A 25416-nucleotide genomic window follows, 5' to 3' on the forward strand; every position below is an offset into this window, starting at 1 on the left:
AGTCTTCATGGACATCATCGGACACCTGGCGGTCATCGAACACGCCGGTATCGAGGGCGCGGAGGTGTGGCAGGACGACGCGGTCCTCGCCCTGTTCCCGAACCTCGCGCACTGTCACGAGTGGGCCTACACCGTGCTCAGGCGCGCGGCGCGGCAGCGGGAGGAGGGCGGGATCGAGCAGAGCCGCACCGAGAAGCTGATAGAGGGGCACATCATCACCGACTGGGTGATCCACTTCGGCCCCAAGCTCACCCCCGAAGCGCAGCGCACGGGATGGGCCTATCAGGAGATGCACCTGGCGACCGAGCGGATGGACCGGTTCTTCGACCGGGCGCTCGCGATGGGACTCACCGACCGGGACCCGCGCGACCACGACACCAGGGACCACCTCGAACGCGACTTCGGCCACACATCGGTCGAGTGCGCGCTGGACTTCAGAGTGGGCAGCCAGGTGGCGAACAGCCACCGCGAGACGGGCCTCAAACACAGTCTGGCCAGGCTCGACGACCCGCGGTGGGCCGCGGGCCTCGTCAAGGACGTGCTCGCCGAAGCCGACGGCTACACCAAGGAGCCGGACGCGGTCCTGGCCCGGACCATGGCCGAGTACGGGGCGTGGGCCACCAGCATCGAACATCCCGAGGACTTCGCGGCCCTCACACTGTGTACGAGGTTCGACTGGAACTACGACCGGCGGACCGTGGACTACGTCCTCGACTTCCTGCACGGGATCGAGCGCGATCTCGACGAGGGCCGGGCCGAGGAACTCGTCGACCAGGTGGTCGCCGCGATCGCCGACCCCAAGCGCATGGCTTCGGCGGTGTAGTTGTGGCGGTGATCGAAGGCATCGACGGGGCGAGCCACCTCAGTGGCAGGGTGCTCGACACCTTCCAGGAACGCCTGGTGGACATCTGGGCACGCGACGACTTCGGGCTAGCGGACCCGGCGGGCACCGCGGGCCTGATCCGCCGGCTCCTCGACGGGCCGAGTTTCGAGCCCGCCGCACACGCCCTGGTGGAACTGGGCATCCGCGCCACCTGGAACAAGGTGTTCGCGGAGCGGCGCGCACAATTCCTGGCCGGCTGGCTCGCGCCGCACCTGAGGGGCCGCGTGCTCGACGTCCTGGGCGGGGACTTCACGGTGCTCCGGGCCCTGGTGGACACCGGGCTCGCCGCCACCGACGTCGTGGGGTGCGAGCGGGCCGCCGCCTACAGCACGGACTGGTCGGCGCTGCCCTTCCCGGCCTTCGACCTCGGGGCCGATCTCGCCCTTCCGGCAGGTGAGTTCGACACCTTCCTCATCTGCACCGTGCTGCACCACGAGCCGCAGACCGAGGAGTTCCTCGCGTCGGTGGCCCGGCGCGGGGCACGCCGGTGGATCGTCGTGGAGAACTGCCTCGACCCGGCGAACGACGAGGACTTCCACTTCTACGTCGACGAGTTCTTCAACCGCTGCCTCAACACGTTCGACGTGCCGTGCGTGCACCAGCACCGCACCGCGGGCCAGTGGCGCGACCTGCTGTCCCGCTACGGCACCGTCGAACACGAGGAGACCCGCGGCGACGTGCCGGGCATGCCGTTCCCGTACACACTGATGGTGCTCGACCGGTGACCGCGGCCCACGGCCACGAGGTGGCACCCAGCGGCCGCGACTATCTGGACCGGCTGGCCCGGACCCTCGTCGACGAGTGCGAGGAGGAAGGCCACAAAGTCCCCGCGGGCCTGCCCGGCACGGTGGTTGAGGCACCCTCCTTCGCGGCGGCCTTCGAAGCGTACGAGTCGGGTGCCGACGCGCTCGCCGCCCTGCTCGGCACGACCTTCCAACCCGCCCAGTCCTACCCGTCGATGGAGGCCTTCTGGAGCGACGCGCACGCACAGGAGGCCGGCACGAGCCCCCGCGCCTACTGGGACAGCTACGAGAACGGCGCCCGACGCCGCGCCGAGGCCGAGCTCGCCCGCGCCTTCGGGACCCGGCAGGCGGTCCTGGTCAACGCCGGGATGTCGGCGCTGGACGTCGCCATCCGCGCCTGCGGCGCCGGACCCGGTGACACGATCCTCGTCCACGACCGCGCCTACTTCGAAACCCACGACCTGCTGACCCACGTCTTCGCCCCGTGGGGGATCACGCCGGTCCGGGCCGACCTGCGTGACGAGCGAGCCACGCGGCACGCGATCGCGACGCACCGCCCGAAGCTGGCCGTCGCGGAGCTGGCCCTGAACGGTCCGCGCTGCGACGTACCCGTACTGGAACCGCTGATCGAGTCCGGTATGCGGCTCCTCCTCGACTTCTCCGCGCTCGGACACGGCGTGCGCCCCGCCGATCTCGTCGAGGGCGCCGACGTCGTCTACGTCGAGTCCGGGATGAAGTACCTGACGCGCAAGACGGGCGTCGGTGTCCTGTACGGGCAGGGCGCCTGGATCGAGGACATCCGCGCCGGTGCCCGCCGCACCGGCCAGCAGCTCCAGGGCCGCGCCCTGCACTGGATCCGCAAGGGTGAGATGCGGGCCTGCGCACAACGGGCGGCCCTGCACGGCGCACGCCGCCGGCTGTTCGTCGCCACCCTGCGGGAGGCACTGCCGGACCTGACCGTCACCGACGCCGTGTCCGGAACCGGCGAACGGCGGGACCGGCTGGCCCGTGCCGTACGCGGCGGAGCCGACGGCTGCATGGTGTTCGTTCGGCTGCCCGACGCCGACGGCCCACGGGCCGAGGCCCACCACCGCGACGTCGTGGCCCGCTGGGCGGCCGGGTTCGGGACCGATCGCGTGCGGGCCGGCTTCGGCTGGACCGCCACGACCGGCCGGTCCTACGGCCGTGACGCCCTCAACACCGGACTCGGCGAGTGCTTCATCCGGATCAGTGTCGGGATCGAGGACGAGGACGACATCGTGGACCAGGCACGCAGCCTCGCCGGGGCGGCCCGGGACGTACTCGACGCCGCGGAGGACGCCGCATGACGGGCCCCCGGGAGCGCGCGCCCGAGGCGCCGAAGGAGCACGGCCCGGCGGAGCCGAAGGGGCACGGAACCGCCGCGCCGCGGTTCTCCTGGCCCGAGCGGTTCCGTTCCCACGGCGCGGCGGCCGGCCCGGAGCAGAGTCGCGACCGGCTCATCGAGCTGGCACGCGAGACCTGGACCGTGACGCGGCTCCTCGCCGCCAGCACCCTCGACGTGGCCGAGTTCGAGGCGAAACTGGCGCTCGCCGAGGCGGTGCACGCCCTCGTGGAGGTCGCCGCGAGCTGTGAGGAGCGGGCCGACGAGCTGGGGGCCGCGCCCAAGCCGGGCCAACGGCTGGGCACGGAGGAGCGCGAGGCGCGGCTCGCCGCGGCGCTCGCGGCACCCCCGCGCCAACGGCTGGTGACGCTGCCTCGGAAATGGCTGACCCCGCTGATCCGGTCGTTCGAGGACCGCCCCTTCGACCCGCTGCTGGACGGCCCGTCGGAGCGCGTGCGCCGCCGGGGGCTGAGCGACCTGCGGGACGCCTTCGGCTGGTTCGCCGAGGCAGCCGACGCGGATGCCGAACGACTGGAACGAGCCGACGGCCAGGGCGAGTTGACTGATCCCGGCCACCCGGGCATCCGGCGTTCCACGCCCGCCGCACGGACGGCACGACGGCCCACGATGGGTCGGCGGGACGAGCGGTTCACGACGTTCGAGAACACCCGGGACTACCGCGGCGCGGCGGACTGGCGCGACACCGGATCGCCGTACGACAACGACCTGCTCGAACTGGTCCGCGTCAACCGGGACGAGATCGACGCCCTGGAGACCTTCGCCCTGGCGCTGTTCGACCTGGCGGCGGAGGCAGACCTGGAATCGCTGCGCCACCTCGCCCGGCTCACCTGGGACGAGGCGAGACACGCGGCCATCGGACAGGAACTCCTTGGCGAGCGGTTCGGTGACCCCTACGCCCACGAGTGCAGCATGATCGGAATCCGGATCCGCGGGCAGATGGGCGGCTGGAACGCCTGGACGCAGATCACCGTCTTCGGCGAGCTCGGCATCATCGGCCCCATGCGCGCACTGGCCCGCGAGGCCCGCCGGCGCGGAGACGAGCGGGTCGCGCACGCCTTCGGCTTCATCACCTCCGACGAGACCATGCATCTGCGGGAATCGCGTCGGCTCCTGGACCGCGACCATCCGTCGGGCGGGCTCGGCCAGGCGGCCGACGCGGCCCGGGAGGAAGCAGGCCGGATCCTCGAAGGCCTGGGCCTCTACGACGCCGAACACTTCGCCCAGCTGGACGAACGGCAGATCTTCGAGCTGCTCGGTGAGTAGCGCGGCCCGGCCCCGCGCCGAAACCGGGCGAGGGTGGGTGGCCGCGCTGCCCGGCTTCCAGTCCCACCACCGGTCCGTGCTGACCTGGCCGGCCCTGATCGAGGACGCCGGTGCGGAGCTGGCGGACGCGGTGCTGCACAGCGGGGCGCGCGTGCTCGCGTTCGGGTCGCCCTTCCCGGACGCGCTCGTACGGGACGTGGAGCACGAGACCGTGACCGTCTGGACAGTCGCCCCGGACGCCCGGCCGGCCCCGGAGATCCCAGCGGCACGTGCCTCGACGACGACACCGGTTCCGGAGCAGTGGATCCGGATGGCGGCGCTCTGGCGCGCCACGGGGATCACGGTGCTCGCCGACAGCGCGCGGGACCACACCTCGTGGACGCATGCCCGGCGCCTCGACCCGCGCGGGCATGTCATCGCCACCGCCTCCGTGCAACAACTCACCTGCCCCGTCACGGAATCGGGGGCCCGGCTCCTGGTGTGCGCGGTCGCCACGTCGCCCGACCACCGGAAGAAGGGGGCGGCCGCGCACTGCGTCCGAGCGGTCACCGCCGGGCGGCGTGCGGCCGCGCTCGTGGAGGCCGGCTCACAGTCCGCCCGTTTCTTCGAGCGCCTGGGCTGGAGGCCCGCCACGGTCGCGCACCTCTACCGGTACGGCTCCTAGCCGGCCCCCGCACTGCTCGGGGCCCGGACGGACGGGCCACGGGCCCACCCACCCACCACGAAGTGAGGGCACATGCGTCAACGGCTCAGCCTGAGCGGCGAGATCCCCCCGGCCGCCGTCGTCGAGGCGTTCGACGGCGTCGGGCTCATCCGCAGTGAGTACGTCATCCGGGCCGGCGGCCACTTCATCTCCGCCCGGCGCACGCAGGACGCGCTGCGGGAGTACGTGGCGGCCGTCGCGCGGGCCGTGCCCGACCGGCCGATCTGGTACAGAACCAGTGAGATGACCTCGCAGGAGGCCAACACCCTGATCGGCGTCGACCGGACGTACACCGAGGCCGACTTCATGAAGGGCCGTCGCGGAGTGCGCCGGGCACGCGAGACGCCCGAGGCGTTCGAGACCGAGCTGCGCGTCGTGGCCGAGGTTGCGGCCGACCACCCCAACCTGCACGTCCTTGCCCCTTTCGTGAGGGACGCGGAGGACCTGGCCTTCGTCGCGGACACGCTCGACCGCATGGACTGGCCCAACCGCTTCGGATCGATGGTGGAAATCCCCTCGGCGCTGTTCGACATCGAGGAGTTCGCGGCCCTGGGGGCCAGCAACTTCCTTCTCGGCCTCAACGACTTGTCCTCGACGCTCACCGCCACGACCCGCGAGTTCTGGGACATGAAGCTGCACCCGAGCGTGTGGTGGGCGATCGACCGGGTCGCCTCACTCGCCAAGGGCGCCTCCTGGGAGTGGGGGCTCGCAGGTAACTTGAGTCCCGCGGTGGTCGAACGGGCCGAGTTCGCCGATGTTCCGTATGTGAGCATGCACTACAGCGAACTGCCCAAGCTCCTGGGCTGGGACGAGAACACGCTGCCCGACATCGACCTCGTGGCCCGTACCAAGGCCTTCACCCGGGAGCAGATCGCCCGAGCCGAGGAACGGGCGCTGCGCGAACGGCTCGGTCTCGATGCCGTCGCACCGACCGGAAAGGCCCAGACACACGGTGACTGAATTCCCACACGGTTCGGACGTCCTGGCACCGAAGGACTTCGACCCCTGGCCCGGCCACCAGGTCCACCTCGAATGGGGCGTGGCCGGCGCGGCTCTCGCCGCGGAACGCGGCGATGCCGTGGCCGTCGTGGACGTGCTCTCCTTCTCGACCACGATGTCGATCGCCTGCGCGCGCACCTTCGCGTGCCTGGTGTACAGCGGCGCCGAGATCGCCGGTATGGGCGGGCCCGAGGCGGCGGGTGCATTGCTGCGCGCACGCCCGCTGAGCAAGAAGCGCAGCACCGCGCCGGGCGCGGTGTCGCTGTCGCCCGCGAGCATCCTGCGAGCGGAGCCGGGACAGCGGGTGCTGTTCACCTCGCTCAACGGCGCGGCCGTGGTGTCGGCCGCCGCCGCGGCGCCCGCACTGGTCGTCGCGGGGCCGCGCAACGCCGCGACGGCCGCCCGGGTGCTGGCCGGTCTGCTCGACGACGGCCACGCGCGCCGCGTCACCGTGGTCGCCTGCGGTGAGCAGTGGAGCTCGGTCTCGCCGGGCACCGCCGGGGTGCGGCCGGGAGTGGAGGACTGGCTCGGCGCCGGCCTGATCTGCCGCGAACTGCGGGCGCTGGGACTCCTGTTGTCCACCGAGGCGCGTATCGCGGCAGGCGCGTGGGCCTCCCCGGACGACCTGCGCGAATGCGTCTCGGCGCGCGAGCTGGTGGCCGCGGGCTTCACCGAGGACGTGGACCTCGCGCTGGCCGTCGACGCCGATGCCACCGTCCCGGTCCGCGAAGCCGACGACCCGAGCGGCCGCCTGTTCGTCGGCCGCTCGAAGCCCGCGTGACGCGCCGCCCGCCGGTGTGGCCGCGCCCCGGCGGGCGGCGCGCGCCGGACGTGCCGTGGGGCGCGGGCACGTGGGGCGCGGGCACGTAAGGCGCGGGCACGTAGGACGCGGCCATGCAGGGCTGAGCCACATGGGCTGGGGCCACATGGGCTGGGGCCACATGATCCCGGCCGCACCAAGCTGGGACATGCCGTGTGGACCGCGGGGCTCTACGGGACGGTGTGGCCGGCGGCGGAGAACAGGCGGTACCACTCCTCCCGGGTGAGCGGAAGCTCCGAGCCCGCCGCGGACTCGGCGACCCGGCCCGGGTTGGTGGTGCCCAGGACGACCTGCATGTTCGCGGGATGGCGCGTGATCCACGCGACGGCGATGCCTGTCGGAGTCACCCCGTACTTCGCCGCCAGTTCGTCGAGGACGGAGTTCAGCTCCGGGTAGTGCTCGAGGTCGCCGATGAACACCCCGTCGAAGAATCCCTTCTGGAACGGCGACCAGGCCTGGAGGGTCATGCCGTGGACCCGGGAGTAGTCGAGCAGCCCGTTGTCACGGTCGAGCGACTGGTCGAGCCCGCCCATGTTGGCCGCGATCCCCGTGGCGATCAACGGGCAATGGGTGATGCTCAGTTGGACCTGGTTGGCCACCAGCGGCCGGCGGACCGCGGTCTTGAGGAGTTCGATCTGGCCGGGGGTGTGGTTGGAGACTCCGAAGTTCACGACCTTCCCCGCCGCGTGCAGCTCGTCGAAGGCCGCGGCCACCTCCTCGGGCTCGACGAGCGTGTCGGGGCGGTGCAGCAGGAGCATGTCCAGGTAGTCGGTGTTCAGGGCCGCCAGGGACTCGTCGACGGTGCGCACGATGTGCTCCTTGGAGAAGTCGAAGAAACCGGACCGGATCCCGACCTTGCTCTGGATGACGATCGACTCGCGCTCGGACGCCGAGAGTTTGACCGCCTGCCCGAAGCGTTCCTCGCAGGCGTGGCGCGACGGGCCGTAGATGTCGGCATGGTCGAAGGTGTTGACACCGGCGTCACGGGCGGCGGCGTAGAGGGTGCGGATGTCCTCGTCGCCGAGTTCGGCGATGCGCATCAGTCCCAGGACGATGTTGGAGGCCCGTAGTTCGGTCTGGGGGAAGGCGATTGTCTTCATGGGGACCATCCTGTCCGACTCGCTCCGCCAACGCCTCCTGCCTCGTCCCCTGGACAACCGGCGTGTGATGTTCCTAGACTGACTATATAAATCTGGAATTAATATCTAGCAGGGCGGTGGCGGGTGACGCGCGTCGTGGACGGCGAGGGTGCGGAGGCCGAGTCGGTGACGGATGCGGACGAGCACCTCATCGGGGAGGCGGAGAAGATCGCTGTCGCGTTGGGCCGCATGTTCCCCGGGCTGTGCGAAGTGGTTCTGCACGACTTGCGGGATCCGCGGCATGCGATCCGAGCGATCGAGAACAACCTGTCGGGCCGCACCGTGGGGGACTCCGTCACGGAACTGGGCCTCGCCCGCATCGAGGACCCCGGCTACCCCAGCGTGATCCAGAACTATCCGAACCGGTTCCCCGACGGCCGCCCGGCCAAGAGCACGTCCATCGGGATCAAGAACGCCGCCGGCCGGTACGTCGCGGCGCTCTGCCTGAACCTCGACGTGTCGGTGCTCTCACCGGTGGCGCTCGCGCTGTCGAACCTCGTGACCACCGACACCGACACCGGCACCGAGAGCTGCACGGGCACCGGGACCGGCACCGAGCACAGCGAGCCGCCCGTCGAGACGCTGCGGAGCCGCAGCGCACGCGAGTTGCGCCGGGCGGTGGACGCCATGGCCGCGGAACGCGGGGCCACCCCCCGGTCGCTCGGGCGTGCGGACAAGAAGGCGTTGGTGCGACGGCTGCACCAGGACGGCCACTTCGATGCGCGCGACGCCGCCCAGGCCATCGCGGATCTCCTCGGCGTCTCCCGGGCGACCGTCTACAACTACGCGAGGAAAGAGGGCACTTCGTGACCATCACAGGGCCGGCCGCCGCGCGCCGACTGCTGTACATCACCGAGGAGGAGACCGCCGCGCAGGCGGACGAGGAGCTGGCCCTGGAGGCGGCGCGCGCCGCCTTCGCCGCGACCGTGGACGGCGCGGTCTTCTCCGGTCTCGCCGTCCACGGGTCCGACCCGCGCAATCGGTTCACCCTCAAGCCGTCCGCGTCCGCGACCCACGCCGGGGTCAAGATCGGCACGTACTGGCCGGGCAACGAGGAGCACGGCCTGCCCCGCCACCACTCCACCCTGCTCCTGCTGGACCAGACGATCGGAAGGGTCGCGGCCGTCATGGAACTCGGCGCCGCGAACGCCTACCGGACCGCCGCGGCCGACGCCCTCGCCGTCGACCTGCTGGCGCGGGCCGACGCCACCACGGTGGCCGTCTTCGGCACCGGTCACCAGGCGGCGTACGAGGTGGCGGCGGTCAGCCGCGTCAGGCCCGTCGGTGAGGTCCTGGTCGTGGGACGTACCGCCGAGAGCGCCCGACGGATGGCCATGACGCTCGCGGCCCGCGGTCACAACGCCCGGGGCGCGGGCGCCGAAGAGGCGTGCGGCCGGGCCGATGTGATCGTCACGGCCACCACCGCCCGTGCCGACACCGCGCCCCTGTTCGAGGCCGCGTGGGTCCGCCCCGGCACCCATGTGTCCTGCATGGGGGCGGACGCACCCGGCAAGCGTGAGCTCCCGCCCGAACTGTTCGCCCGCGCCCGCGTCTTCTGCGACCTTCCCGAACAGGCCCGCCGCATGGGCGAAAGCCAGCACGCGCCGGCCGGGACGGTCCTCACTCCTCTCGGCGAGGTGCTCACCCAGCGCACCGCGGGGCGCTCGGACGCCAGTGACATCACTGTCTTCGACAGCTCCGGAATCGGCTTGCAGGACCTGTACATGGGCCTTGCCCTCCTCAAGAAGATGGACATCTCCCTGTGAACACCCCCGCAGACGCGCCCGCCAACCACCCATCGGCCAGTGGCGGTCCGGGCACCGGAGGTGCGGGCGCCGCCGGGCCGGACTGTGTCGGCCCGGACGCCGGCCGGACCCTCGCCGACCCCGACACACCCTTCGCCGTCGTGGACGTGTCCAAGGTGCGGCGCAACATCGAGAGGCTCTCAACTCACGCCGAAAGGCTGGGAGTTGTTCTGCGTCCCCACGTCAAGACGGCCAAGAGCCTGGATGTGGCCGCGCTTCTCCATCACGGCGCGCCCGGTCCCGTAACCGTCTCCACTCTCGCCGAGGCCGAGGCGTTCGTCGACGGCGGCTACACCGACATCACGTACGCCGTCGGCATCGACCCCCACAAACTCCCGCGCGTCGTGGCGCTGCTGCGCCGCGGGGTCACCCTGCGCGTCCTGCTCGACAGCGTCGCCCAGGCCGAATCCGTCGCCCAGGCCTCCCGCCTGACCGGCCTTCCCCTTCCCGCCCTGATCGAGATCGACTGCGACGGCCACCGCGGCGGCGTCACATCCGAGGCACCCGAACTCGTCGAGATCGGCCGCACCCTGCACACCGCGGGCTGCCTGGACGGCGTGCTGACGCACGCGGGGGAGTCGTACTTCGCCTACACCGCCGAGGAGCTGCGACTGGCGGCCGAGAACGAACGGGACTGCGCCGTCGCGGCTGCCGAGCGGCTGCGCGCGGCCGATCTGCCGGTGGCCACCGTCAGCGTCGGCTCCACGCCCACGGCCCACGCGGCGGAGGACCTCACGGGCGTCACCGAACTGCGCGCCGGCAACTACGTCTTCTTCGACCTGGTGATGGCCGGCATCGGCGTCTGCCGCGTCGAGGACCTGGCCCTGTCGGTCGTCGTCACCGTCATCGGACACCGCTCCGAGCACGGATGGATCATCACCGACGGGGGCTGGATGGCCATGTCCCGCGACCGCGGCACGTCCGTCCAGGCGCAGGACCAGGGGTACGGGCTCGTCACCGACCTGGCCGGCCACCCCATTCCCGGGCTGGTCATGACGGGCGCCAGCCAGGAGCACGGCACCCTCACCGCCCGCGACGGGGCCCGCCTGCCCGAGCTGCCCATCGGCACCCGGCTGCGCATCCTGCCCAACCACGCCTGTGCCACCGCCGCCCAGCACCGCGGGTACCACGTCGTCGACGGCGCACACGGCACGGACCCGGCACCGCACATCCACGACTTCTGGGGGCGCGTGGCCGGCTGGTGACCGGCGCGTTCGGTAGGCCCGGGGCGGCGAAAGGCCGGTCGGATCACGGGGATTCGGCCGACCGCCGACGCCGCTGATAGGCCCAGTGGCCGAGGATGCGGTGGTCCTCCTGCTGTCCGTGGACCATGCCGAAGCCCGGCGGGAGCTCGCCCACTCGTGCCCAGGCCCACTCGGTGCGGGGATCGTCGCGGCGGGCGAGGGCGTAGACGATCTCCAGGCGCAGGATCTGGTCGTCCTCGTCCAGCAGCGCGACGAGGGCATCGGTGGCGGCGGCCGTCCGGTCGTCGGTGGCGCCCAGCGCGATGGCGGCCCGCCCCCGGACGTCGGGTCGGGATCACGGACGAGGGCCAACAGGGCTTCGCGGAACGCCAGTGTGAAATGCGCGGCCAGTTCGATGCTGGTGGACCCCCGGACGCCGGGGTCCGGATCGCGGGAGAGCGCGAGCAACGTGCCGGCTACGGCGTCGCCCGGCGGGAACTCCCGTGCGTACAAGTACGGTGCGTCGCGCGAGAACAGACCCGGAACCTGGCGGCGCACCCGGGGGTCGGGATGGGCGGCGTACAGCAGCCCGATGGTCTCCTGACCGGGATGCACGTCGTCGCCGTAGACCTCCAGGAGCCGGGCGAGCACCATGGCGTCCGGTTCGTCGAGGGCCCAGGCGGCGAGGAATTCGGCGTCGTGCGCGGTGTCGCGTCGATCCCAGTACGTCCGAAGCCCGGACTCCATGCGACGTCGGCGAGGAAGACGCGGTGGACGGGGTCGGGGTGGTGGTGCGGCACGGCGCGTTCCAGTAGTTCGGCCACCGGCGTCACGATACGGAACCGGCGCTCCAAAGTGGTCAGGATGGCGCTGTGGCCGGCCCGCACCGTGAGCCCTCCGAGGCTCAGCTCCTCGATGTACGAGTAGGGGTCGTCGCGAACGCGGCGGCACGCGGCGGACTCCGTGAGGCCGGTTCGCCGGCGCAGTTCGTCCTCCGCACCGGCCTCGCACCAGCGCCGGGCGAGGCCGAGCAGCCGCTGCTGGACGTCCTCGCAGAGATGTGGCGGTACGTCGTCGACGAGCAGGGCATCGACCAGTGCCGGTGAGCCCAGGTCGACGGCGCGCAGCAGCGGTGTCGTGCCGTCCGGAAGGTCCCGAGCCGGATCGGCGCCACCGTCCGCCAGGGCTCCGGCGCTCTCATGATCGAAGCCCGCCACGGCAATGCACGGCAGGGGAAGGCCGTCGGGGGGGCGAGCCGTCCGGGTCCGCGCCGTCGCGAAGGAGGGCCCTGACCGATTCGGCGTCCTCGGCGTGCAGGGCCGCCACGAGCCGGCGGGCCGGTGCATCGACCGGTGCTGAGGCCGGTTCACCGCTCGGTTCCTGTCGCGACGCCGTCATCCGCCCCCCACGTGATCCTCGGCCCGACCGTAACCGAGCCGGGAGCGGCGGGCACCGGGATTTCGGGACGTGATCGCGGGAGAGCGGCGGAAACGACGCCACGCCTTGGGACTTCTGCGAAGAACCGGTAGGGCGGGGCTCAGGGCGGGTAGGCAGACCCCATGATCACTATTGGGGTCGAAGAGGAGTACCTGCTGCTCGATCCGGTCACCGGGCACCCTGTTCCGCTCTCCGAGGAGGTACGCCGATCGGCGGGCCTCGGGGAGCTCGCCGACGAGGGGGAGGTCCAGCCGGAACTGCTGCAGGCCCAGGTGGAGGTCGCCACGCCGGTGTGCGAGGAGCTGACGGAGGCGGCCGGTCATCTGCTGCGGCTGCGGCACGCGCTGAGCACCGCAGCGGACCGCTCCGGGTGCCGGCTCGCCGCCACCGCGGCCGCACCGGTGACGGGACCCCAGGTCCCGGTCACGGGAGAGCGCCGCTACGTGCAACTGCACGATCAGGGCGGCCGCCTGGCGGAGGACCTGCTGATCAACGGGATGCACGTGCACGTCGGGATGCCGGACAGGGAAACCGGCGTGGCCGTCCTGAACCGCATCCGGCTGTGGCTGCCCACGCTGCTCGCGATGTCGGCGAACTCCCCGTTCTGGGAAGGCCAGGACACCGCGTTCGCGAGCTGGCGAACCCCGGTGTTCAGCCGGTGGCCGGTCAGCGGGCCACCGCCGCACTTCGCCGGCCTCGGCGACTATGAGCAGCGCATCGACGCGCTGATCGCGTCGGAGACGATCGGTGACACCGGCCAGCTGTACTGGCAGGCCCGTCTCTCCGAGCGCTTTCCCACGCTCGAAGTGCGCTGCATGGACGTCCAGCTGCGCGTCGACGACGCCGTCATGCTCGCCGGCGTCGTCCGTGCCCTGGCCGCCACCGCACTGCGCGAGCACAAGGACGCCGCCCCCGAGCCGAGGTGCCAGCCCGAGCTGCTCCAGGCCGCCATGTGGCACGCCGCCCGCCATGGCCTCAGCACCACGCTCCTGGACACCGAAGGCCGGCCCCACGCCGCCGGCGACGTCCTGTACCAACTCGCCGAGCACATCAGGCAGGCCCTCGACGAGCACGGCGACACCCGCCATGTCGAACCCCTCGTCCACCGGCTCCTGCGCGAGGGCACCGGCGCTGACCGCCAGCGCCAGGTCCTGGGGCGCTCGGGTATGTCCGCCCTGATCGACTTCATCACCGAAGAGACCGCCGTCGGTACGGCGCAGGACGGCGACTGAACAGACCGAAAGGCGCCGCGAGGCCATCGTTTCGAGCCCGCACGGGAGCGGTGCCGCCGGCCGGGAACGCGGTCGGCGGCCCGCGGGAGGCCCGGGACGCCGCCGTGCCCGGCCCGACGGGTTCGGCTAGGTGACCCGACGGGATCGGCTAGGTGAACAGACGGTCGGAGCTGGTGGCCATGCGGTGGGTGGAGCCGTGCTTGCCGACCCAGTCGCGGATCAGGTTGATGGCGTTGGCGCACTTCCAGTTGTCGTCGTACTCACGCACACCGGTGAAGGCGCCGTAGCCCGCGATGATCCCGTCGACGCGCGCGTCGCCGAGCAGCTTGTCCACGTACCAGGGGTCGTTGTACGTCGTCGTCCACGACAACGTTGCTGCCAGGCGCTTGGCCGTACGGTCCCCGGCGCCCTTCTTCAGCTCCGCGCACGTCTTCTGGCTGGGCTCCGTGCAGTTGCCGAACCCGTTGGTGATGTCGGTGTCGCCGTAGTCCATGACCCGGCGGCCGCTCGGGAAGCCGGAGCCGGAGCGGTTGAAGGCGCCCACGACCTGGTCACGGGTGCCGGTGGTCGTGATGCCCTCCAGAGGACCGAGCTTGCCCTGCAGGCTCTGCCAGCCCCTGCCGCCGACGTCCGGTGTGCTCCCGCCGTGGTACTCGTAGAACCCGTAGAGCACCTGGATTCCGGCGGCCGTCAGGCGCTGCGCCTTGTCGCGCAGACCGGCGACGCTGCACGCCCGGTTGGGCGCTTCGCCGCAGTAGTTGGGGTCCTTGATGTCCAGCCAGACCAGCGCGAGCCTGCGCCCCGCCTTGGCGTTCGAGACGATCCGGTCGATCATGCTGTCGAAGCTCGGGCCGTGCCGGGTCTCACCGGCCGAGGAACAGTCGTGATAGGCGCGCCACTCGTTGGGGTCGTACCAGGAGCAGACGTCGATCTCGATGCCGTTGGCGCCGTGCTTGAGCGCGGCGTCGACACCGTCCAGGGTGTCGACGCGGTGGGCGATGGCGTAGATGGCGTGCCGCTGGTCGGCCGCCGCGGCCGGGGCCGTGCCGAGCCCGATGACACCGGCGATCGCGCACAGGGTGGTCAACAGCGCCGACAGCCCCCGCAGGCCGGTGCTCTTTCGAAGGTGAGCGGTCAAGAAACGTACTCCTTCGTGCGGTGGGGTGAGCGTCCCCCGCCGAGCGGGCGCCTGATGCGCCACGGTCACCCACCCAGATGAGGAAGGAGCCCCGGACGTTGCTTGTGAGGGGTGAGCATGTCCGGGGCAAAGGCCTTTGGCCGAAAGGCAGTTGTGAGGTGGCGACACCCGACGGGCCCGTGGTGCGCATGGCGTGCGTCCGCCGTCCGACTGCCACCGTCCGGCGGCAGGGGGGTGCTGCCTTGCGGGTGACGTGAGCCTCGCCCCTGGATGGGTTAATCACGGGTCTGTCGGCGGTCCTGCGGTCGTATGGGGTGGTCACACCGTCTGTTGATGGGAGAAACCCCTATGAAGATCCGTACTCTTGCCGTGATGGCTTGCCTGGTGGCCGGCGCGACGCTGGGTGGCGCCGGTACGGCCATGGCCGATGCGCACGCCGAGGGCGCTGCCATCGGCTCGCCGGGCGTGGGCTCGGGCAATGTGATCCAGGTTCCGATCCACATTCCGGTCAACTTCTGTGGCAACACGATCGGTGCGGGCGCGGCGCTGAACCCGGCCTTCGGCAACACCTGCGTCAACAGCTGACAGCGGAGCAGTGGTGAAGGGGGCGGGCCGCCCGATGGGTGGCCCGCCCCCTTCGAGTGCCCCGGTCGCCGTTCAGGGCCGGATGTTCCAGGGCGAGCCGGACAAGGACCGCCGCGTCGAGCGCGTGGACGCCGGGCCGGCGCTGTGTGCCGTCGTCCGGGTAGCCGGACACGCCGGTCCTGCGGGCGATGTCGGTCAGCAGGCCGGCGAATCCGCCCTTGCCCCGATTGTGACCGTGCGCGGCAGACGTACGGGCGTGCTCCGGACTCCACGCGCCGCGAGGCCGGGCACCGCCGTGAGCGTGCGGCCCCGACCGGCGACCGGCCCTCCGGCCCTTCGGTCGGCACCGGATCGGACTCGGTGGACGCCCGGCCCGGGGCCTGGGGCGTACCGGACACGGTCACGAACGGGCGGTTGCCGCCGACGAGTTCATCGCCGAGTGCCGCGAGGGTGGCGCTCTCCTCGGCGCTGTTCCGCGCCAGCTCCTCGGGACTGCTGAAGTCATTGCCGAACACGAGGTGGGCGACGCCGTCGGCCCGAGAGGCGCCGGCCCGCAGGACGTCCAGATCGGCGAGGGCTCCCTGGAGCGGCTCCGGCCGGATGCGTCCGGGTGGCCCTCGACGAGCTGCGCGCGGTCAGCGCGCCGCTGGGCTGACCGGGTCGGGACGGAACCCCGGACCCGACCGAATCCGCCGAGGGGCGCGCACGTTTCCGGCGCCTCCCACGACTGGCAGTCGCAGAGGGGGGTACGTCTGCACGGGGCGGTCGGTCCGCGCGGACGCGACAGGTCCCGGGCGCGCGTTCCCCGTGCTCGCGCCGTGCCCCACGTACTGTCGCGTCACCCGCCAAGCCCAGCCGTTGCTCCGCGCGTTCGACCCGGCCGCCTCGCAGCCGGCGGGTCGAGCCGAGGCCCGTCGTCGGAACAGGAGAGCACGTCCATGCGTCTCTACGCCCAGACCCCAGCGCGCCGAATTCGTCAGCTGATCGCGGATCTGATCGCTCTGCTCCTGATCGCGATCACGGTGTCGTTCGCCCTGGTCGTGCGCGACGCGATCCTGACGCTGGCCGAGCCGGGGCGCAAGGCCCAGAGCGCGGGTGACAGCCTCGCCTCCAGCCTCGACGACGCCGGCGACGCGGCCTCCAAGGTCCCCTTCGTGGGCGGCTCGTTGAAGAAGCCGCTGCAGTCCGCCGCCCACGCGGGCACCAGCCTCTCCGACGCGGGACGCTCGCTGCAGGACACCGTGGGTCACGTCGCCACGCTGACCACGGTCGCTCTGATCGTGCTGCCGACCGCCGTCATCCTGATGCTGTGGCTCGTTCCCCGGCTGCGATGGATCCGGCGCACGGCCACCACCCGTCATCTTCTGGACTCTCCCGGTGGTGTCGACCTCCTCGCCCTGCGGGCACTGACCGGCCCGCAGCGACCGCTGGCCGCACTCCCCACTCCGCCGGGCGGGCTTGCGGACGCCTGGCGCCGCGGAGATCCGGACGTCATCGCGGACCTCTCGGCCCTGACGCTCCGGCGCGCGGGGCTTCGGCCCTGACGATAGGTCGGAAGAACGTCGCAGCTGACCGGAACCGGCGCCTGGAACGGCCACGACGCTCAGCCACGGCCGTACACGTGGAACCCCCGCCCGGACTTGCGGCCCAGGAGGCCCGCCTGGACCATCCGCTGCAGCAGCGGGGGAGGGGCGTACAGGGGTTCTCTGAACTCGTCGTAGAGGGACTCGGCGATCGAGGCGAGTGTGTCGAGACCGATCAGGTCCGCCAGCTTGAGCGGGCCCATCGGGTGGGCGCAGCCGAGTTCCATGCCGGCGTCGATGTCGGCGGCGGTGGCGAAGCCGGACTCCGCCATGCGCACGGCGGCCAGCACGTACGGGACGAGCAGGGCGTTGACGACGAAGCCGGCCCGGTCGCGGGAGCGGACGACCGTCTTGCCGAGCGTGCCGGTGGCGAAGGCCTCGACGGCGGCCACCGTTCCCGCGGAGGTGTGCAGTGAGGGCACGACCTCGACCAGCGGCAGCACCGGCACCGGGTTGAAGAAGTGCAGCCCCACCACGCGGTCGGCGCTGCGCGTGGCCATGCCCAGGCGCATCACGGGCAGCGACGACGTGTTCGTCGCGAGGACCGCTTCGGGGTCCTCCACGATCTTGTCGAGCGCCGCGAACACCTCGGTCTTGGCCGCGGCGTTTTCGACGACGGCCTCGACGACGAGCTGCCGGTCGGCCAGGTCCTGCAGCGTTCCGGTGAAGACGAGGCGAGGCAGGGCGTCCTGTGCCGCGCTCGCCGTCACCTTGCCCTTGTCCACGGCCCGGTCGAGGGAGGCCGCGACGCGCTCCCTCGCCCCGCGGGCTGCCGTCGCGTCCGCCTCGCAGACCACCGTGTCCAGTCCGGCCCGTGCGCAGATCTCGGCGATGCCCGCGCCCATCCGGCCCGCGCCGACGACGCCGACGCGCTCGATACGGGCGCTCATGACCGCGGCTCCGCGTGCCGCACGAGGTGACGGGCGTAGGCGTCCGGAGTGAAGAACAGGGGCAACTCGCCCGACAGGGACGTGCGTTCGAACAGGGCGCGCACCGCATCGAGATCGGCCCACGGGTAGGCGGCGCCGAGCGCGGTGAGTTCCTCGTCGAGCAGGTCGAGCACGGTCATACGGTCGATCACGCGGTGCCGCAGCCACTGCCAGACCTGCACGCGGGCGATCTCGGCACTGGCCGCGTCCTCCATGAGACCGCCCAGGGCGAGAGCGCCCCGGCCGTTGATCCAGGCCGAGTAGTAGCGCACCGCCACGGCGATGTTGGCGCGCACCCCTTCCTGCGTCGGTGCGCCGCCGATCCGGCGGACCGCGAGCAGATCGCCGGCCGCGACCTCGACGTCGTCCCGGGTACGGTCGATCTGGTCGGGGCGGCCCTTGAGCACACCGTCGAACACCTCGCGGCACGCCGGCACGAACCCCGGATGCGTGACGCGGGATCCGTCGAAGCCGTCCTCCGCTTCACGTTCCTTGTCGAGCCTCACCTTGGCGAGGACCGTCTGGTGGGCGGACGGGTCCTCGCCCGGCAGCTGGGTGGCCAGGGCGCCCATCGCGTGCGCACCGCGCTTGTGGCAGGTGCGTACCAGGAGCTCGGTGTGCGCCCGCATGAAGGGCGCGGTCATCGTCACCCGGGCCCGGTCGGGTAGCAGGAAGTCGGTCCGGTGTCCCAGGGTCTTGATCACGCTGAACAGGTAGTCCCGGCCGCCCGCGTCGAGCCCCGCGCTGTGTTCGCGAAGCTCGTAGAGGATCTCCTCCATCTCGAAGGCCGCGGTGATCGTCTCGATGAGGACGGTGGCACGGACCGTGCCGCGCGGGATGTCCAGAAGCTCCTGGGCGAGGAGGAAGACGTCGTTCCACAGCCGGGCCTCGTAGCGGTTCTCCAGCTTCGGCAGGGAGAAGTACGGACCCTGGCCGGCGTCGATCTGACGCCGCGCGCAGTGGAAGAAGTACAGGCCGGCGTCTACGAGCGCGGCCGGCACGGGCCCGTCGTCGAACTCCAGGTGGTCCTCGGTGAGATGCCAGCCGCGCGGCCGGACCATGAGGGTGGTGAGCCGATCGGGGCCGGCGGGGCGCGTCTCCCGGCCGTCCGCCGTGTCGAAGCCGATGCGTCGCTCGACGGCGTCGAGCAGGGTGAGCTGGCCGCCGATGACGTTGCTCCAGGTAGGCGCCATCGCGTCCTCGAAGTCCGCCATCCACACCTGGGCGCCGGAGCCGAGCGCGTCGACCGCGGTGCGCCGGTCCGGTGGTCCGCCGATCTCGACGCGGCGGTCGGCAAGACCGGGCGCGGGGGGCGCGACGCGCCACGAGGGATCGGCGCGCACGGCGGATGTGGCGATCGGGAAGCCGAGAGGAGTGCCTGCCGCGATGCGCAGGGCCTGCCGCCTTCGCTCCTTGAGCAGTTCACGCCTGCGCTCGCCGAAGGCGGCGACGAGGTGGCCCACGAAATCGAGGGCGGCCGGCGTGAGGATCTCGTCGTGACGTTCGCCCGGAGCCGCGAGGACACGCAGTCGCCGGGACAGAGCCGTGATGGACATCGGGATCTCCTGAGGGGAGGCCAGAGGGGGAGGGAGGGCCGGATGGACGGGCGGGGGGAGGCCGGAAGGGAGGGAAGCCGGAGGGGCCGCGCGAGGGCGGTCGTGCGACCCCCGCCCCCGCCGGGCCGGCCGGGTATGACCGCTGCCGGCCCGGCGGGGGCGGGCTGGCGGCGCCCCGGGGTCGCCCTAGTGGAACTGCTCCTCTTCCGTGGAGCCCGAAAGGGCGGTCGTCGAGGATGCGGGGTTGACGGCGGTGGAGACGAGGTCGAAGTAGCCGGTGCCGACCTCGCGTTGGTGCCTGACGGCGGTGAAGCCCTGCGCCTGCGCCGTGAACTCCCGCTCCTGGAGGTCGACATAGGCCGTCATGCCGTGCTCGGCATAGCCGTGTGCCAGGTCGAACATGCCGTGGTTGAGGGAGTGGAAGCCGGCCAGGGTGATGAACTGGAAGCGGTAGCCCATCGCGCCCAGCTCGCGCTGGAACTTCGCGATCTGGTCGTCGTCAAGGGCGGCCTTCCAGTTGAAGGACGGCGAGCAGTTGTACGCGAGCATCTGGTCCGGGTGTTCGGCGTGGATGGCTTCGGCGAACTCGCGGGCCTGCGCCAGGTCGGGGGTGCCGGTCTCGACCCAGATGAGGTCCGCGTAGGGCGCGTAGGCGAGGCCGCGTGCGATGACGGGGGCCATGCCGTTCCGCACGTGGTAGAAGCCCTCGGCGGTTCGGTCGCCCGTGACGAACCGCGCGTCGCGCTCGTCCACGTCGCTGGTGAGCAGGGTCGCGGCCAGGGCGTCGGTGCGGGCGACGATCAGCGTGGGGACGTCCGCGATGTCCGCCGCGAGACGGGCCGCGTTGAGGGTGCGGATGTGCTGTGAGGTCGGTACCAGGACCTTGCCGCCGAGGTGGCCGCACTTCTTCTCCGAGGCGAGCTGGTCCTCGTAGTGGATGCCTGCGGCGCCGGACGCGATCATCGCCTTGGTCAGTTCGAAGGCGTTGAGCGGACCGCCGAACCCGGCCTCCGCGTCGGCGACGATCGGCGCGAGCCAGTCGGTGGTGTCACCGGAGTCCTCGGCGGTGGCGATCTGGTCGGCGCGCAGCAGCGCGTTGTTGATCCGTCGGACCACCTGCGGCACCGAGTTGACCGGGTAGAGGCTCTGGTCGGGATAGGTGTGCCCGGCCTGGTTGGCATCGGCCGCGACCTGCCAGCCGGACAGGTAGATGGCCTGAAGCCCCGCCCTGACCTGCTGCACCGCCTGGCCGCCGGTGAGCGCGCCCAGGGCGTGGATGTAGTCCCGGTCGTGCAACTGGCGCCACAGGCGCTCGGCGCCGCGCCGGGCGAGGGTGTGTTCCTCACGGACGCTGCCGGAGAGCCGGACCACGTCGTCGGCGCCGTAGGTACGCTCGATGCCCTTCCACCGGGGGTCGGAGGCCCAGCGTCGCGCGAGTTCCTCGGCCGCCTGCGTCGTCGTCGCCTCTGCCATGACTGTCACCGTCTTCTCGTTGTGTGCGTCTTGCCAATCCCCCTGTGCCGCATGACAAGGGGTGGCACTGTGTGTCGGTCAGTTGGGGGTGCGGCCCGCCGTCACACCGTGCGGCGCAGGTGAGCAATGCTGCCGGTACGTGACACTGACCGTGCCGGGATCTCCGACGTCAGGGCATGGATCGCGCCCCGGTTCCGGGCGATGTCCGCCGTGATCCGGCGGGCCGCACTCAGACTCTGGCAGTGACACCGAGTGCCAACAACCGGGTACGGATGCCAACTTCTGCGAATCTTTCCGCCACGCTTTGCCAAGATTGCGAAGGGCCGGTCACGGTCCTGCGCGGGCTAAGGTGACCGGACGCGAAGAGGTGATCGGGCCCCCAGGGCGGAGGACACGCGGTGAGCAAGACGTACGCGGGAGCGCGCCTGCGCCGGCTGCGCGAGGAACGCCGCATGAGCCAGGCGGAGCTGGCGCGTCTGCTGGCCATCTCGCCCAGCTATCTGAATCAGATGGAGCACGACTCACGGCCGCTCACCGTGCCTGTCCTGCTCCGGCTGACCGAGGCCTTCGGCGTCGACCCCGGGTTCTTCTCCGAGCGTGACACCACTCGGCTCGTGGCCGATCTGCGCGAGGCGCTGGCGGGGGAGATCGACGGTGCGAGGGTGTCGCCGGCCGATCTCGCGGAACTGGCCTCACGGATGCCCGCGGTCGCCGCCGTGCTGCTCGACCTCGGGCGGCGCAACCAACTCCTGGCGGAACGCGTCACCGGAGCGTCCCAGGGACGCGACGCACAAGCAGAACCGCCGCGGTCGCCCCACGAGGAGATCCGCGACTTCTTCTACCGACGTCAGAACTATCTGCACGACACGGACCTCGCCGCGGAAGACCTCGCGCGGGCCGTCGGCATCCGCCCGGGAGACGTCGTCCGCACGCTGGCCGCCCGGCTCGCCGAGCGCCATGGAGTCCGCACGGCCGGCGGAGCGGGCGACCGCCTGCACCATTTCGACGCGTCGACACGCACCCTGCACCTGTCCGGCGGGCTGCGCCCCGGACAGCGTGCCTTCCGGATGGCGACCCAACTGGGCCTGCTCGAACACGGCGCCGAACTCGACAGGCTGGCCGCCGAGGACTTCGCCCCCGGCTCACCCGCCTACGGCCTGGCCAGGATCGGCATCGCGAGCTACTTCGCCGCAGCCCTGATCCTGCCGTACCGCAGCTTCCACGCCGCGGCCGAGGACGTGCGCTACGACATCGAGCTGCTGACCGACCGTTACGGCCTCGGCTACGAGACGGTCTGCCACCGCCTGTCCACCCTGCAGCGTCCCCGGCTGCGCGGGGTCCCCTTCTCCTTCGTGCGGGTCGACCGGGCCGGCAACATGTCCAAGCGGCAGTCGGCCACCGGCTTCCACTTCTCCCGGGCCGGCGGCACCTGCCCGCTCTGGAACGTCTACGAGGCGTTCGCGGCGCCCGGCCGGATCCATGTACAGATCGCCGCGATGCCGGACGGGCAGCGGTATGTGTGGACCGCTCGCAGTGTCACCCGGCACCGCGGCGGATGGGGCGAACCCGGCAAGACCTTCGCCATCGGCCTCGGCTGCGAGGTCCGCCATGCCTCGCGGCTCGTCTACTCCGACGGCCTGAACCTCGACAACTCCGCGGCCGTCACCCCCATCGGCATGGGCTGCCGGATCTGCGAACGGCTCGACTGCCCCCAGAGGTCCGTGCCCGCGCTCGGGCGGACGCTGGCCGTCGACCAGAACAGCAGCACCTTCGTGCCGTACGCGGTCGACGACTCCGCACCCCGCTGACGGACCCGGTACCGGCGCGGAAACCGCCCCGAAGGGCGGGCGGTTCAGCGCAGTCCGGCGAACAGGTCGTTCTCGGGCAGGTCCGCTCCAGTGCCGTCCTGGACGCGTACGAAGGTCTCCATGCCCATCAGCTCGGTGAACCGCTCCACGCCCATCCGCAGGAAGAAGATGTTCTCGCCCTGGCTCGCGTGTGCGGCCAGCGCGTCGAACTTCTGCGCGCCGAAGGCCGAGGTGTCCACCCAGGTGGTGATCTCCTCCTCCGGGAGCCCGATCTTCGCCATCGCGGCGGCCTCGGCGGGGTCCGGCTCCGGCGCGTCCGGGTGGAACTCACGCATGACCTCGCCGAACCGCTGCATCATCGAGCGGGGCGCCGTCGTCCAGTACACCTTCGGGGCCTGCTCGATCATCGCCAGCGCCGCCATCGTGATGCGGTTCGCCTGGATGTGGTCCGGGTGCCCGTAGAAGCCGTTCTCGTCGTAGGTCACCACCACATCGGGTTCGTAGCGGCGCATGAGTTCGGCGAGTCGAGCGGCGCCTTCCTCCACGGGTGTCTGCCAGAAGGACCCGGGGGCTTCATTGGTGGGCCAGCCCATCATTCCGGAGTCGGCGTAGTCCAGCATCTCCAGGTGACTGATGTTCAGGATGGCGCAGCTCGCCTTGAGTTCGTCCCGTCGCATCGACGCGACCGCCGCCGGGTCGTGCCCCGGATCGCCCGGCTTCACTCCTCCCGGTCCGTCCCCGCAACCGCCGTCGGTACACGTCACGAGGACCGTGCGAATGCCCTCAGCCGCGTACTGGGCGAGAATTCCTCCCGTTCCGGTCGCCTCGTCATCGGGGTGGGCGTGCACAGCCATGAGCGTCAAAGGCCGGTCAGTCATGACGTAGTTCTCCTGTGTCAAGGTGGTTCTTCTCCATATATCCACTGGAACGGACGCAGCCGTAGCGGGCTCGGTCGTTCCCACCCATTCTTACTGGAAGCGCCAGAGCGATGCTGTGGCAACGCCCGCCCTCGGCTCATGGCCGGGCGGACAGCGACTGGTCGTGATGGTCGGCGGGTTCGGCGCACCGCTGACCGAAGAGCATGGTGGTGCAGGGCCCTCCGTCGCCGGTGTAGGCGTGGTGGCGAATCGGGTCGAGGGGAATGCTGACCTGCCCCGCCAGCGGAGGCGGGGTCGGTTGCGCGAGTTCCGCCTCGACGCGGGTGATCCGGGCGGTCAGGTCGTCACTGGTCACAGGGGCTTCTCCATCGGTAGCGGGCGGGTGCGTCGTCCCTACCCGTTCTCTCACGGGTTGGTCGCCCGGGGGCCGACATGTATCCGAGGGAGCACGTGTCGCAGGGGCGGGACCCGGCAGGCGGTGGCGGCGCGCGTCGGGACCGCCCGGCCGTGACGGCCTGTCGTAGGGTGCGATGCATGAGCCCTCGAATCGCTACCAACACCCCTGTCGAACTGGCCCAGTTGCTGGATTTCGTCCGCCCGCGGCACCGTGCGATCCTGCTGACCCGGCGGGCCGACGGCAGTCCGCAGGGATCGCCCCTGACGTGCGGCGTCGACGACGCGGGCCGATTGGTCATGTCCACCTACCCCGAGCGCGCCAAGGTCCGGAACGCGCGCAGGGACCAGCGTGTCAGCGTGATCGTGCTCTCCGACGAGTGGGACGGTCCGTGGGTCCAGGTGGACGGCGAGGCCGAGGTCCTCGACGCGCCGGAGTCGGTCGAGCCGCTCGTGGACTACTTCCGCGGCATCAGCGGCGAGCACCCGGACTGGGCGGAGTACCGCGCGGCGATGGTGAAGCAGGGCAAGTCCTTGATCCGTGTCACGCCGGTCCGCTGGGGCCCGGTGGCGACGGGCGGATTCCCGGCGTCGTCGGCGCAGGGGTAGTCCCCCGGAGTGGTCCCGCCTCCGCCGTCGGGCCGGCCTTCGGCCGAATGCGCGCGCACGGCCTCCTCGCCACTCGGTAGACACTGTCTACGCCTAGCTGGTAGACAGTGTCTATGGACAGTGAGAGCTTCCTTCGTGAGCGGTTGATCGATGTCGGCGTCGACCTGGTGAAGTCGGAGGGATCCGCCTCGCTCGGTCTGCGCGAGATCGCCCGCAGGGCCGGGGTGTCGCACGGGGCGCCGCGCCGCTACTTCCCCACGCACCACGCCCTGTTGTCGTCGATCGCCCAGCGCGGCTTCCAGGAACTGGGGAGCAAGTGCGCGGCGGCTGTCGCCGGCGCGCCGTCACCGCGGGCTCAGCTGCGCGCCGTCGCCGGCGCATACATCGGGTACGCGCTGGAATGCCACGGCATGTTCGAGCTGATGTTCCGTCACGACCTGCTGGACAGCGAGCGGCACGCCTCGGGCGAACGCCGGTTGCGGGAATCGAGCCTTCCGCAGTTCGAGCGCATCGTCGCCCTCGTCGCCCGATGCCGGGCGGAGCAGGAGGCCGCACCCGACTCCAGCACGCCGCCGGCGGTGACGGCCGCCGCCCTCTGGGCGAACCTGCACGGCATCGCCCACCTGTGGGCCCGGGGCAGCATCCAACTCGCCCTCGGTGACGAGCCGTCCGCCGACGCAACGGCCGACCAGCGGCTCGACCGTCTCATCGCGACGGCACTGGACGCCCACCTGGGCCCGGTGGCCGCGTGAGCACCCCGCGCGGGCGGCCGTCCGTCGAACGGGTACGGGCGTCCGTCGATCCCATCGGGCAATCCGCCCCGGCCGCCGATCCCCGTGGGCGGTCCGCCCCACCCGTGCGGCAGTCCGCCG

At 71.5% G+C, this 25416-nt stretch carries 25 protein-coding genes and 1 pseudogene; 16 read left to right on the forward strand and 10 right to left on the reverse strand.

Annotation, left to right across the window (positions count from 1 at the left end):
* The first annotated feature begins 7 nt into the window (after positions 1-7).
* The 7 genes from OG432_RS34190 to OG432_RS34220 all read left to right on the forward strand — a co-directional run bounded on the left by OG432_RS34190 (position 8) and on the right by OG432_RS34220 (position 6756).
* Positions 8-823 carry a hypothetical protein gene (locus OG432_RS34190; protein ID WP_328314833.1) on the forward strand — a complete coding sequence of 272 codons (816 nt, stop codon included), beginning with the start codon at positions 8-10 and terminating at the stop codon, positions 821-823.
* Positions 824-831: 8 nt separating this feature from the next.
* On the forward strand, positions 832-1608 hold the full coding sequence (locus OG432_RS34195; RefSeq protein ID WP_328314834.1) for a hypothetical protein: 777 nt from the start codon (positions 832-834) through the stop codon (positions 1606-1608).
* Positions 1605-2954 carry a PLP-dependent transferase gene (locus tag OG432_RS34200; RefSeq protein WP_328314835.1) on the forward strand — a complete coding sequence of 450 codons (1350 nt, stop codon included), beginning with the start codon at positions 1605-1607 and terminating at the stop codon, positions 2952-2954. Before OG432_RS34195 ends, OG432_RS34200 begins: the two co-directional genes overlap by 4 nt.
* Positions 2951-4273 carry a hypothetical protein gene (locus tag OG432_RS34205; protein ID WP_328314836.1) on the forward strand — a complete coding sequence of 441 codons (1323 nt, stop codon included), beginning with the start codon at positions 2951-2953 and terminating at the stop codon, positions 4271-4273. Before OG432_RS34200 ends, OG432_RS34205 begins: the two co-directional genes overlap by 4 nt.
* A gap of 37 nt (positions 4274-4310) precedes the next feature.
* Positions 4311-4937 (forward strand): GNAT family N-acetyltransferase, encoded by a 627-nt coding sequence (locus tag OG432_RS34210; protein ID WP_328314837.1) that lies wholly within the window; start codon positions 4311-4313, stop codon positions 4935-4937.
* Positions 4938-5009: 72 nt separating this feature from the next.
* Positions 5010-5936, forward strand: a complete 927-nt coding sequence (locus tag OG432_RS34215) for a putative PEP-binding protein (protein ID WP_328314838.1) — start codon at positions 5010-5012, stop codon at positions 5934-5936.
* Positions 5929-6756 carry a 2-phosphosulfolactate phosphatase gene (locus OG432_RS34220; RefSeq protein WP_328314839.1) on the forward strand — a complete coding sequence of 276 codons (828 nt, stop codon included), beginning with the start codon at positions 5929-5931 and terminating at the stop codon, positions 6754-6756. Before OG432_RS34215 ends, OG432_RS34220 begins: the two co-directional genes overlap by 8 nt.
* A gap of 209 nt (positions 6757-6965) precedes the next feature.
* Here the strand turns inward: OG432_RS34220 and OG432_RS34225 are convergent, their stop codons facing one another.
* Positions 6966-7895, reverse strand: coding sequence for an aldo/keto reductase (locus OG432_RS34225; RefSeq protein WP_328314840.1), 930 nt, complete (start codon positions 7893-7895; stop codon positions 6966-6968).
* A gap of 123 nt (positions 7896-8018) precedes the next feature.
* Between OG432_RS34225 and OG432_RS34230 the strand changes: the two genes are divergently transcribed.
* From OG432_RS34230 to OG432_RS34240, 3 genes are all read left to right on the forward strand, one after another.
* Positions 8019-8744 carry a helix-turn-helix transcriptional regulator gene (locus tag OG432_RS34230; RefSeq protein ID WP_328314841.1) on the forward strand — a complete coding sequence of 242 codons (726 nt, stop codon included), beginning with the start codon at positions 8019-8021 and terminating at the stop codon, positions 8742-8744.
* Positions 8741-9700, forward strand: a complete 960-nt coding sequence (locus OG432_RS34235) for an ornithine cyclodeaminase family protein (RefSeq protein WP_328314842.1) — start codon at positions 8741-8743, stop codon at positions 9698-9700. The genes OG432_RS34230 and OG432_RS34235 overlap by 4 nt, the downstream gene beginning before the upstream one ends.
* A 140-nt stretch (positions 9701-9840) precedes the next feature.
* Complete coding sequence (locus OG432_RS34240) at positions 9841-10944, forward strand: DSD1 family PLP-dependent enzyme (protein WP_328315362.1); 1104 nt, start codon at positions 9841-9843, stop codon at positions 10942-10944.
* Positions 10945-10987: 43 nt separating this feature from the next.
* Here the strand turns inward: OG432_RS34240 and OG432_RS35000 are convergent, their stop codons facing one another.
* Both OG432_RS35000 and OG432_RS34245 read right to left on the reverse strand, forming a co-directional pair.
* Positions 10988-11248 (reverse strand): hypothetical protein, encoded by a 261-nt coding sequence (locus tag OG432_RS35000; protein WP_443058625.1) that lies wholly within the window; start codon positions 11246-11248, stop codon positions 10988-10990.
* A 151-nt stretch (positions 11249-11399) separates the two neighbouring features.
* The gene (locus OG432_RS34245; RefSeq protein ID WP_328314843.1) at positions 11400-12140 is read right to left on the reverse strand and encodes a hypothetical protein; all 741 of its coding nucleotides are present in this window, start codon (positions 12138-12140) and stop codon (positions 11400-11402) included.
* A gap of 342 nt (positions 12141-12482) precedes the next feature.
* Between OG432_RS34245 and OG432_RS34250 the strand changes: the two genes are divergently transcribed.
* A complete protein-coding gene (locus OG432_RS34250; RefSeq protein ID WP_328314844.1) occupies positions 12483-13592 on the forward strand; it encodes a carboxylate-amine ligase in 1110 nt (369 codons plus the stop codon).
* A gap of 148 nt (positions 13593-13740) precedes the next feature.
* Here OG432_RS34250 and OG432_RS34255 read toward each other — a convergent pair whose 3' ends face one another.
* On the reverse strand, positions 13741-14730 hold the full coding sequence (locus OG432_RS34255; protein ID WP_328314845.1) for a phospholipase: 990 nt from the start codon (positions 14728-14730) through the stop codon (positions 13741-13743).
* Positions 14731-15078: 348 nt separating this feature from the next.
* On the opposite strand from OG432_RS34255, the gene OG432_RS34260 reads away from it, so the two are divergent.
* Entirely contained in the window at positions 15079-15315 is a 237-nt protein-coding gene (locus OG432_RS34260; RefSeq protein WP_328314846.1) for a chaplin, read from the forward strand.
* Positions 15316-15400: 85 nt separating this feature from the next.
* On the opposite strand, the pseudogene OG432_RS34265 reads toward OG432_RS34260, so the two are convergent.
* Positions 15401-15917, reverse strand: a pseudogene (locus tag OG432_RS34265) (3-beta hydroxysteroid dehydrogenase); the annotation flags it as partial.
* 336 nt (positions 15918-16253) lie between these two features.
* Here OG432_RS34265 and OG432_RS34270 point away from each other — a divergent pair.
* Positions 16254-16859: a hypothetical protein gene (locus tag OG432_RS34270; protein WP_328314847.1), complete on the forward strand. Its 606-nt coding sequence runs from the start codon at positions 16254-16256 to the stop codon at positions 16857-16859.
* Positions 16860-16918: 59 nt separating this feature from the next.
* On the opposite strand, the gene OG432_RS34275 is transcribed toward OG432_RS34270, so the two are convergent.
* The 3 genes from OG432_RS34275 to aceA form a co-directional block, all read right to left on the reverse strand.
* Positions 16919-17788 (reverse strand): 3-hydroxybutyryl-CoA dehydrogenase, encoded by an 870-nt coding sequence (locus OG432_RS34275; RefSeq protein ID WP_328314848.1) that lies wholly within the window; start codon positions 17786-17788, stop codon positions 16919-16921.
* Positions 17785-19383: a malate synthase A gene (aceB, locus tag OG432_RS34280; RefSeq protein WP_328314849.1), complete on the reverse strand. Its 1599-nt coding sequence runs from the start codon at positions 19381-19383 to the stop codon at positions 17785-17787. The genes OG432_RS34275 and aceB overlap by 4 nt, the downstream gene beginning before the upstream one ends.
* 186 nt (positions 19384-19569) lie before the next feature.
* A complete protein-coding gene (aceA, locus tag OG432_RS34285) occupies positions 19570-20856 on the reverse strand; it encodes an isocitrate lyase (RefSeq protein WP_328314850.1) in 1287 nt (428 codons plus the stop codon).
* A 398-nt stretch (positions 20857-21254) separates the two neighbouring features.
* On the opposite strand from aceA, the gene OG432_RS34290 reads away from it, so the two are divergent.
* Positions 21255-22664 carry a short-chain fatty acyl-CoA regulator family protein gene (locus tag OG432_RS34290; RefSeq protein ID WP_328314852.1) on the forward strand — a complete coding sequence of 470 codons (1410 nt, stop codon included), beginning with the start codon at positions 21255-21257 and terminating at the stop codon, positions 22662-22664.
* Positions 22665-22708: 44 nt separating this feature from the next.
* Here OG432_RS34290 and OG432_RS34295 read toward each other — a convergent pair whose 3' ends face one another.
* Together OG432_RS34295 and OG432_RS34300 are read right to left on the reverse strand one after the other, a co-directional pair.
* Positions 22709-23542 carry a PIG-L family deacetylase gene (locus tag OG432_RS34295; RefSeq protein WP_328314853.1) on the reverse strand — a complete coding sequence of 278 codons (834 nt, stop codon included), beginning with the start codon at positions 23540-23542 and terminating at the stop codon, positions 22709-22711.
* 136 nt (positions 23543-23678) lie between these two features.
* Positions 23679-23897: a hypothetical protein gene (locus OG432_RS34300; RefSeq protein ID WP_328314854.1), complete on the reverse strand. Its 219-nt coding sequence runs from the start codon at positions 23895-23897 to the stop codon at positions 23679-23681.
* A gap of 179 nt (positions 23898-24076) precedes the next feature.
* Between OG432_RS34300 and OG432_RS34305 the strand changes: the two genes are divergently transcribed.
* Both OG432_RS34305 and OG432_RS34310 read left to right on the forward strand, forming a co-directional pair.
* The gene (locus OG432_RS34305) at positions 24077-24544 is read left to right on the forward strand and encodes a PPOX class F420-dependent oxidoreductase (RefSeq protein ID WP_328314855.1); all 468 of its coding nucleotides are present in this window, start codon (positions 24077-24079) and stop codon (positions 24542-24544) included.
* 113 nt (positions 24545-24657) lie between these two features.
* Positions 24658-25296 carry a TetR/AcrR family transcriptional regulator gene (locus tag OG432_RS34310; RefSeq protein ID WP_328314856.1) on the forward strand — a complete coding sequence of 213 codons (639 nt, stop codon included), beginning with the start codon at positions 24658-24660 and terminating at the stop codon, positions 25294-25296.
* Positions 25297-25416 lie beyond the last annotated feature (120 nt).

Origin of the sequence: Streptomyces sp. NBC_00442 (assembly GCF_036014195.1) — a bacterium.
GTDB lineage: Bacteria > Actinomycetota > Actinomycetes > Streptomycetales > Streptomycetaceae > Streptomyces.

Bases quoted from the DNA above. Each gene is read 5' to 3' on its own strand.
- OG432_RS34260 (WP_328314846.1), top strand. From the start codon at position 15,079: ATGAAGATCCGTACTCTTGCCGTGATGGCTTGCCTGGTGGCCGGCGCG.
- OG432_RS34270 (WP_328314847.1), top strand. From the start codon at position 16,254: ATGCGTCTCTACGCCCAGACCCCAGCGCGCCGAATTCGTCAGCTGATC.
- OG432_RS34275 (WP_328314848.1), bottom strand. From the start codon at position 17,788: ATGAGCGCCCGTATCGAGCGCGTCGGCGTCGTCGGCGCGGGCCGGATG.
- OG432_RS34205 (WP_328314836.1), top strand. From the start codon at position 2,951: ATGACGGGCCCCCGGGAGCGCGCGCCCGAGGCGCCGAAGGAGCACGGC.
- OG432_RS34295 (WP_328314853.1), bottom strand. From the start codon at position 23,542: ATGACTGACCGGCCTTTGACGCTCATGGCTGTGCACGCCCACCCCGAT.
- OG432_RS34310 (WP_328314856.1), top strand. From the start codon at position 24,658: ATGGACAGTGAGAGCTTCCTTCGTGAGCGGTTGATCGATGTCGGCGTC.
- OG432_RS34305 (WP_328314855.1), top strand. From the start codon at position 24,077: ATGAGCCCTCGAATCGCTACCAACACCCCTGTCGAACTGGCCCAGTTG.
- OG432_RS34225 (WP_328314840.1), bottom strand. From the start codon at position 7,895: ATGAAGACAATCGCCTTCCCCCAGACCGAACTACGGGCCTCCAACATC.
- aceA (WP_328314850.1), bottom strand. From the start codon at position 20,856: ATGGCAGAGGCGACGACGACGCAGGCGGCCGAGGAACTCGCGCGACGC.
- OG432_RS34250 (WP_328314844.1), top strand. From the start codon at position 12,483: ATGATCACTATTGGGGTCGAAGAGGAGTACCTGCTGCTCGATCCGGTC.
- OG432_RS34215 (WP_328314838.1), top strand. From the start codon at position 5,010: ATGCGTCAACGGCTCAGCCTGAGCGGCGAGATCCCCCCGGCCGCCGTC.
- aceB (WP_328314849.1), bottom strand. From the start codon at position 19,383: ATGTCCATCACGGCTCTGTCCCGGCGACTGCGTGTCCTCGCGGCTCCG.
- OG432_RS34190 (WP_328314833.1), top strand. From the start codon at position 8: ATGGACATCATCGGACACCTGGCGGTCATCGAACACGCCGGTATCGAG.